Source organism: Flavobacterium sp. (genome assembly GCF_044368625.1).
Taxonomy (GTDB): domain Bacteria; phylum Bacteroidota; class Bacteroidia; order Flavobacteriales; family Flavobacteriaceae; genus Flavobacterium.
Genome location: NZ_JBIPPD010000169.1, coordinates 1 through 7,271, shown reverse-complemented (window position 1 = coordinate 7,271; position 7,271 = coordinate 1). Strand labels below are relative to the sequence as shown.

Here is a 7,271-nt window from a genome sequence, read left to right as displayed (position 1 = left end):
TTGGTTGCTCCTCAGCAGAGCCAATGTCCTCTTCAGTTTGATGTGGTAATATAATTAATTTAAATTGAAAAATTACCAACTATTTTTGACCACATTACCAGTTAATAAAAGTACCCGTTTTTGTCATTCCTCCTTCGTTGGATCCGAGAGCTCTGCTCGAACAGACGAAGTAATTTCTGAATGCTCCTTTTGCTCTAGCTTGATTTTCAATATTTTGTTTTCAGATTTAAGCATTTTATTACTTTCTTTCATTACTTTAACTTCATCTTTCAGGAGTGTAATCATAGCATCTTTGTCGCTAATTCTTGTTTCATATAGCTCGCCAATTTTATTATCTTTCTCTTTATTGTCAGCATAAAGATTCTCTACGTGAATATTCCCGCCAATTGAGCCTTTTTTATTTGTGATGTTATAATTAGAGGCAATCCCTTCAAAAAAATCTTCGTAAGAAATATCCAAGATACTCAAAATGTTTTCAAGATATTTTGCCCATGTGTATGACGACCCAGATTCTAATTTATTATATGCCGACAACGAGATATTCAATTTGTCTGCCATTTCCAATGGTTTAAAATCTTTTTCAATTCTAATTTTTTTTATCTTTTGAACAATTTCTCTATTTGTAAAATGGAGTATTTTTAGCAAATATAGCATTAAAAGCAAAATAACCTTGAAGAGATGGTCTTTTTTTTAATCGAAAAACGCTACTATTTCGATGGTGAATTTAGATATAAAACACTCGAAAATCGAGTTGCAATTGGCTCATTTGCATGCGAAATTTACACTAACAAAATATCTCGAGAAAAATTTTTGTTAAGAAATTATTTTAAAACAATTTAAAAACATTACATTTATGAAGAATTTAGTATTCGGCATTATTGCCACTGTTGTATTTGGGTTTGTTGGGAATGCACAAAGTCTAGCTGACATTAGTAAAGACAAAGATCTTGTGAAATATTTACAAGCGGAGTATGCATTTCTTAAAAAGTGCAATAATCCAGAATTAGTTAAAAGAATTGGAGCTGATGGTGTTGTAGAACAAAGCGAACTTTCTAGCTTTTATAAAGCATATAATACAAATGAAAATGATTATCATACATATATTAGTTCACAGCGTATTTTAATGAATGTTTTAGAGACAAGGTATTCGTTAAGTACATTCCCGGTTACAGATTTAATTGATGTGTTGACGCCACCACTTTCGGAAATTTATAATCCCGTTATTGGCACAGAACTAAAAAATTGTATGGGTAGATATTTAGCCGAGCTTGCCGGGCACGCTGCAGCTGCACTTATTGCTCATCAGGGTTGTGTTGCTCTCCATGTTACTGCATGGGGTGGTTTTGCTTGTCACGCAGCAGTGGTAGTTATACAAGGAACTGCCGATTATATTTCACTTCTTGATTTCGAGGAGTGTATGGAGGAAAAATAATTTATATGTACATAAACAAAAAATATATAAGCTTACTACTTTTTATGCCTTTGTTTTCTGCGGCAATATCAAGTTACCGAGGAAGTTTTTCGGTTGTTTTTGTAGTGCAATTAGTTTGCGTCGCAGTTATTCTGCTTTTATTAATTTTTTCTAAAGGTCAAAAAATTGACGACAAAAAAATTGAGGAAAAAAAAATGAGCAAACAAGTTAGCATGTTTTATATCGCAATAGTGTTAACAATTTTAGTTAGCATTTTTTCTAGTCTTGTCAATATTTATTTTTTGTAAACTTTTCAATCAAATGAAAAAAATATTAGCAATATTCTTACTATTGCCTATGTTTACTTTTGCCCAATCTGGTTTAGAACAGTCTCTGAAAATAGGAGAATTGTTAATGAGTGGTTTTAGTATCCTGAAAGCTTCAAAAAACGACACAAAGAAAGATAGTCAATTTATTACATCGATTTGCGTCAAAAACAAATTGATGGAGAAAATCACTTTCAAAATGGATGGCAAAGACGAGCATGGTGAAGTAGTAAAAAAGGAATTAGTGGTTCAAAATGACGGAAAAGAATGTGTTTTTAATATTCCAAAAGGCATTTATAGCTACGAAGTGATACTCTCTAACAAAGAAATTTACAAAAAAGGAGAGTATAAATTCGATGAAGATATGGTGATTTCCATAAAAAAAGAAGATTAACTTTAAGTCAACCGCTTTCATTTGAGAGCGGTTTTTTTGTACTTGTTTTTGTTTATTACCAGTATATGGCAATGCCTCGTAAAATATTTATTATCATACGAAGAAAGTCCGTACCAATAGTAAAAAAAAGGCTTGGTTTGAAATTTCAAACCAAGCCTTTTTACTTTTTAATATTTATAACCTTATAAAACGGTAACCTCAAATTCCCCCTACAAATCATTCAACATTTTCGAAATTTCGTCTAATTTTGGCGTAAGGATAATTTCAATTCTACGGTTTTTGGCTTTGCCTTCCGCAGTTTCGTTTGACGCCAGTGGAGCATATTCACCTCTTCCAGCAGCGGTCAAACTTTGTTTGTTGATTGCTTTATTTTCACTCAAAATATTAACAATGGCCGTAGCTCTCTTGGTCGATAAATCCCAGTTGTTTTCAATCTGACCCATCGCTCCAGCAAATTTGTCATTGTCGGTGTGGCCTTCAATCAAAACGGTAATTTCTGGATTTTGACCCAAAACTTTTCCCACTTCCACAACCGCTTTCCGACCTTCTGAGCCTACGGCCCAACTTCCGGTTTGAAACAATAATTTGTTTTCCATCGATACATACACTTTTCCGTTTTTTTGTTCTACGGTAAGTCCTTTTCCTTCAAAAGCATTCAACGCTTTGGAAAGTGTTTCTTTCAATCGTTTTAAATTTTCGGTTTGTGCATTAATCACACCTTCCAATTCCGCTACCCGATTGGATCGCTCTTGAAAATCCGCCATCAACTTGTTCAAACGTTCTTGTTCGGCAGCCAAGGCTTTTTCTTTTGCCTCCAATTTCGCAAGTAATTCACGGTTTTTATCCATGTTGATTTTCAACGCATCGTCGCTGTTTCGCTCCAATGCATTGTACGAATTTTGCAGCGTTTTCAAGCTGTTTTGAGCAGCGGTCATGTCGGCAAGGTACTTGTCCCGTTGTGCTTTGGTTTTATTCAACTCTTCCTGAAGTGCGGCTTGGTCGAGTTCCAACTTGTTTTTAGCTTTTGCCAAATCGTCGCTTTTGTCGCCTATTTCTCGATTTTCCTTTTTCAATGCAGCGTATTTGTTTTCCAAATCGTTGTATAATTTCTTGGAAACACAGGATGTGGAAAGTGCGAAAATCAATAATCCCACCGAAAATCTTTTGATCATCATAATGTTTGTTGTTTGTTAATTTATTTTTATTGCGCAACTATTTTTATTGGGGCGTGCCCCTTTATTTTTTCTCGCCTTTACAGGACGAGAAGAAATAAAGGGTCGGTCTTCCGTTCCCGCTTTTTATTTGGGGCGAAAAAAATCGTCCCAAATAAAAGAGCTCCACTCAAGCCCTCACGCAAAAATCTGCATAGGCAGAAAATACCGTTTAACTACGCCATGATTTCAATCATAACGGGACAATGGTCGGAATGTTTTGCATCGGCTAAAATTACAGCACGTTCCAGTTTGCCTTCAAGCGATTTTGTAACTAAAATATAATCAATTCGCCAACCTTTATTGTTGCCTCTCGCTCCAGCACGGTAACTCCACCATGTATAATTGTCGGGTTCTTTATTAAAATGCCGAAAGCTATCCACAAAACCATTTTTTATAAAAAGATCCAGCCACTCGCGTTCTTGGGGTAAAAATCCAGACACCGTTTTGAGTCTTACGGGATCGTGAATGTCAATGGCTTCGTGGCAAATGTTATAATCGCCACAAATAATTAGATTGGGAATTTCATTTTTCAACTCCGTAATGTAATTTTGAAAATCGTCCATATACATGAATTTGTGGTCCAATCGAGCATCATTCGTACCCGATGGCAAATACAAACTCATCACTGAAAAGTCGTCAAAATCGAGACGTAAATTCCGACCTTCAAAATCCATGTGCTCTATTCCTGTTCCTACAACTACATTTTTAGGAGCTATTTTAGATAAAACGGCAACGCCACTGTACCCTTTTTTTTGTGCCGAAAACCAATAATTATAGTGGTAACCCAGTTTTTCAAATTCGGCAACAGGAACTTGCTCTTCCATTGCTTTAATTTCTTGCAGACAAATGACATCCGGATTGGCTTGTTCCAACCAAGTCAGAAATCCTTTGGTGATTGCGGCCCGAATTCCATTGACGTTATATGAAATAATCTTCATTTCTTGTTTGTTTTTTTGGTCAATCAAAAGTAAACAAAAAGCGTTGATAAATCTAAAGTCAACGAATGTTTGTAACTTGGAGTATAATTATTGAGTAGTTTTGCTATCTTTGTTTTTCCGCCAATAAAACAATTTGAATGGGTTTAGTAACTGCAAAAGAAGTTGCGAAAGCAATTAACACTGATAAGTATGGAATTTTAGGAAATTTGTCAGGATGGTTACTGATGAAGTTGCTTAAAATTTCCAATCTCAACAACATGTATGATCGGAACAAACATCTGTCTGATGTGGAATTTTTGAACGCAATTTTAGATGAGTTAAAAATAAAGTTTGAAATCCCTGAAGAAGATTTAAAACGATTGCCCAAAGACGGCGCTTACATTACCATTTCCAACCATCCATTGGGCGGAATTGACGGTATTTTACTTTTGAAATTAATGCTAGACCGAGAGCCTAATTTCAAAATTATCGCCAACTTTTTACTCCATCGAATCGACCCATTGAAGCCCTACATCATGCCGGTTAATCCTTTTGAAAACCATAAGGATGCCAAATCAAGTGTGGTGGGAATTAAAGAAACCTTACGCCATTTGAGCGACGGAAAACCCTTGGGAATGTTTCCTGCTGGAGAAGTTTCGACGTATAAAGACGGAAAACTGGTGGTGGATAAAGCGTGGGAAGATGGCGCCATAAAAGTGATTCGGAAAGCACAAGTGCCGGTAATCCCTATTTATTTTCATGCCAAAAACAGCTGGTTTTTTTATTGGCTTTCCAAATTAGGACCTACTTTTCGAACGGCAAAATTACCTTCCGAATTATTAACCCAAAAAGACCGTGTTATTAAAGTTCGTATTGGAAAACCCATTTCAGTAGCGGAACAAAATGAACATGCGACTTTGATAGAGTTTCGTGAATTTTTACGAAAAAAAACCTATATGCTTGCTAATCCTTTCGAAAAAGAGAGCAAGCTGCTGCAAACACCATCGTTAAAATTGCCTCGAAGTCCAAAAGAGATTGTTGTGGCGGCACATCATGATAAAATTGTGGCAGAGGTGAGTAAATTAAGGGATGCGGACGCGCGACTTTTGCAAAGCAAAAATTACGAAGTGTTCTTTGCCAAGGCAAATGAAATCCCGACTATTTTACACGAGTTGGGTCGTCTACGCGAAATTACCTTTCGAGAAGTGGGCGAAGGAACCAATGAATCCATTGATATTGATAAGTATGATAAATACTACCACCACATGTTTCTATGGGATCAAGAAGCACAAATGATTGCTGGAGCGTATCGAATGGGATTGGGTTCAGAAATTTTTCCAAAATACGGAATAGAAGGATTTTATTTGCAGGAATTATTTCGCTTTGAATCGGAATTATTCGACATGATGCACAAATCGATTGAAATGGGTCGTGCATTTGTAATCAAAGAATACCAACAACGACCAATGCCGCTTTTTTTATTGTGGAAAGGAATTATGCATACCACTTTACGGTATCCGGAACACAAATATTTAATTGGTGGCGTGAGTATCAGTAATCAATTTTCTGATTTTTCTAAATCGCTGATGATTGAGTTTATGAAATCCAATTATTACGATCCATATGTGGCACAGTACATTAATCCCAAGAAAAACTACAAAGTCAAACTCAAAGACGCCGACAAAGATTTCATTTTCGATGAAGCCGAATCCGATTTGAATAAATTCGATAAAATAATCGACGAATTGGAACCTGGAAATTTACGACTACCTGTTTTGATTAAAAAATACATCAAGCAAAATGCTAAAGTTGTGGCTTTTAATGTGGATCCTTTGTTCAATAATGCAGTAGACGGACTGATGTACATTCGAATTTCAGACATTCCAGAAAGCACTATGAAACCCGTTATGGAAGAATTTCAAGCAGAATTGGAACGAAAATTAGCTGAAAAGGAGTAGTTTTTTAAAGAAAGCGCTTTAATTATCGAAAAAAATTTTAAGAAATAGAACTGCTGTATTTAGAATGGAAAATGTATTTTAAATACAAATGTTCAACCTTATTTTTATCAATTAAAATAATAAATATATCCAATATTGATGGTTCCCGTATAATCGTTTGTTTTATTTTCTTTATAGGTTTCACGAGCAGGATTCATCCCTTCAATCCAGTCTGAAAAATAATACTTCATCTGACCTTCGAGAATCAAATAATTGTAATCCGTTAATTTATACCGAATACCTACGCTTCCTGTGGCCGAAAATGCAGTTCCGTTACTGTTTTTAAAACCATCCACATATTTAGTAGGAACAACATTTGAGTTACCAATGTTTCCCTGAAAAGAATACGCCTCTGCCGTGTAATTATTAATCTGTGCACCTGTAGCAATGTAAGGACTCCATGTAGCATCGCTGTAATCATCTGTTTTCCATGGATAAAATTCCAACTGAACGCCTAAACTTCCTACTTTAACATCGCTTCGCATGGCTCGAAGTTGCTTACCAGTAGTACTGTTAGCATCGGCATATTTTCCATAATGTTGCATGTTAACAGCCATTCCAGTAAAGTCAAAACGGAGTTTGAAATTTTCTGCAAAACTAGAACGGTTTACATTGAGCGATAAAAAATAGACCAAACTTCCTGAAAAGCCCACGTTTTTGATAGTGTTGTCTAAATCACCCCTTTCTCCAAAATCCCCCTGAAAAAAAACGGGACCACCCATGATACCAATTTCTTGATAGGTTCTACCGTATTGTGCTTGCGCCAAAGTAAAAGTGCAAAGAAAAAAGAACTGCAATACATTCTTGTAAGCCTTCATAAGAGCAATTTTCATTTATAAAAAGCAAATATAAAAAATTATAAAGTACAACTAGTTTTTATTTGTAACGAAATTAGATAGTTAACAATTCCATATTGTTGTACGAAAGTAAGTACAAGAGAATCCAAAAAAAAAAAGAAGTTGTAAATGATATTCTGGGTGCAAATAATTTTAAAAGTATCTTTATTTAAAGT

General features: G+C 35.3%; 8 protein-coding genes. 4 read left to right on the top strand and 4 right to left on the bottom strand.

Annotated elements, in window-relative coordinates; translation table 11 throughout:
• Positions 1-123 precede the first annotated feature (123 nt).
• Positions 124-654: a helix-turn-helix domain-containing protein gene (locus ACIQ2X_RS11970; RefSeq protein WP_396179148.1), complete on the bottom strand. Its 531-nt coding sequence runs from the start codon at positions 652-654 to the stop codon at positions 124-126.
• Between the two features lie 199 nt (positions 655-853).
• Between ACIQ2X_RS11970 and ACIQ2X_RS11965 the strand changes: the two genes are divergently transcribed.
• From ACIQ2X_RS11965 to ACIQ2X_RS11955, 3 genes are read left to right on the top strand one after another with little or no spacing between them, the layout of a single operon-like run.
• Entirely contained in the window at positions 854-1,432 is a 579-nt protein-coding gene (locus tag ACIQ2X_RS11965) for a hypothetical protein (RefSeq protein ID WP_396179146.1), read from the top strand.
• Positions 1,433-1,437: 5 nt separating this feature from the next.
• A complete protein-coding gene (locus tag ACIQ2X_RS11960; protein WP_396179145.1) occupies positions 1,438-1,719 on the top strand; it encodes a hypothetical protein in 282 nt (93 codons plus the stop codon).
• 13 nt (positions 1,720-1,732) lie between these two features.
• A complete protein-coding gene (locus tag ACIQ2X_RS11955; protein ID WP_396179144.1) occupies positions 1,733-2,131 on the top strand; it encodes a hypothetical protein in 399 nt (132 codons plus the stop codon).
• Between the two features lie 209 nt (positions 2,132-2,340).
• Here the strand turns inward: ACIQ2X_RS11955 and ACIQ2X_RS11950 are convergent, their stop codons facing one another.
• Together ACIQ2X_RS11950 and ACIQ2X_RS11945 are read right to left on the bottom strand one after the other, a co-directional pair.
• Positions 2,341-3,303 carry an OmpA family protein gene (locus ACIQ2X_RS11950; RefSeq protein WP_396179147.1) on the bottom strand — a complete coding sequence of 321 codons (963 nt, stop codon included), beginning with the start codon at positions 3,301-3,303 and terminating at the stop codon, positions 2,341-2,343.
• A gap of 215 nt (positions 3,304-3,518) precedes the next feature.
• Positions 3,519-4,283, bottom strand: coding sequence for an exodeoxyribonuclease III (locus tag ACIQ2X_RS11945; RefSeq protein WP_396179143.1), 765 nt, complete (start codon positions 4,281-4,283; stop codon positions 3,519-3,521).
• Between the two features lie 137 nt (positions 4,284-4,420).
• Here ACIQ2X_RS11945 and ACIQ2X_RS11940 point away from each other — a divergent pair, with 137 nt between their 5' ends.
• Positions 4,421-6,220, top strand: a complete 1,800-nt coding sequence (locus tag ACIQ2X_RS11940; RefSeq protein ID WP_396179142.1) for a GNAT family N-acyltransferase — start codon at positions 4,421-4,423, stop codon at positions 6,218-6,220.
• 107 nt (positions 6,221-6,327) lie between these two features.
• Here ACIQ2X_RS11940 and ACIQ2X_RS11935 read toward each other — a convergent pair whose 3' ends face one another.
• A complete protein-coding gene (locus ACIQ2X_RS11935; RefSeq protein WP_396179141.1) occupies positions 6,328-7,077 on the bottom strand; it encodes a THC0290_0291 family protein in 750 nt (249 codons plus the stop codon).
• Positions 7,078-7,271: the final 194 nt, after the last annotated feature.

What these genes read in the sequence shown, in the direction of transcription:
- ACIQ2X_RS11945 (WP_396179143.1), bottom strand. Translation starts at nt 4,283, where the DNA reads ATGAAGATTATTTCATATAACGTCAATGGAATTCGGGCCGCAATCACC.
- ACIQ2X_RS11950 (WP_396179147.1), bottom strand. Translation starts at nt 3,303, where the DNA reads ATGATCAAAAGATTTTCGGTGGGATTATTGATTTTCGCACTTTCCACA.
- ACIQ2X_RS11965 (WP_396179146.1), top strand. Translation starts at nt 854, where the DNA reads ATGAAGAATTTAGTATTCGGCATTATTGCCACTGTTGTATTTGGGTTT.
- ACIQ2X_RS11955 (WP_396179144.1), top strand. Translation starts at nt 1,733, where the DNA reads ATGAAAAAAATATTAGCAATATTCTTACTATTGCCTATGTTTACTTTT.
- ACIQ2X_RS11935 (WP_396179141.1), bottom strand. Translation starts at nt 7,077, where the DNA reads ATGAAGGCTTACAAGAATGTATTGCAGTTCTTTTTTCTTTGCACTTTT.
- ACIQ2X_RS11940 (WP_396179142.1), top strand. Translation starts at nt 4,421, where the DNA reads ATGGGTTTAGTAACTGCAAAAGAAGTTGCGAAAGCAATTAACACTGAT.
- ACIQ2X_RS11970 (WP_396179148.1), bottom strand. Translation starts at nt 654, where the DNA reads ATGCTATATTTGCTAAAAATACTCCATTTTACAAATAGAGAAATTGTT.
- ACIQ2X_RS11960 (WP_396179145.1), top strand. Translation starts at nt 1,438, where the DNA reads ATGTACATAAACAAAAAATATATAAGCTTACTACTTTTTATGCCTTTG.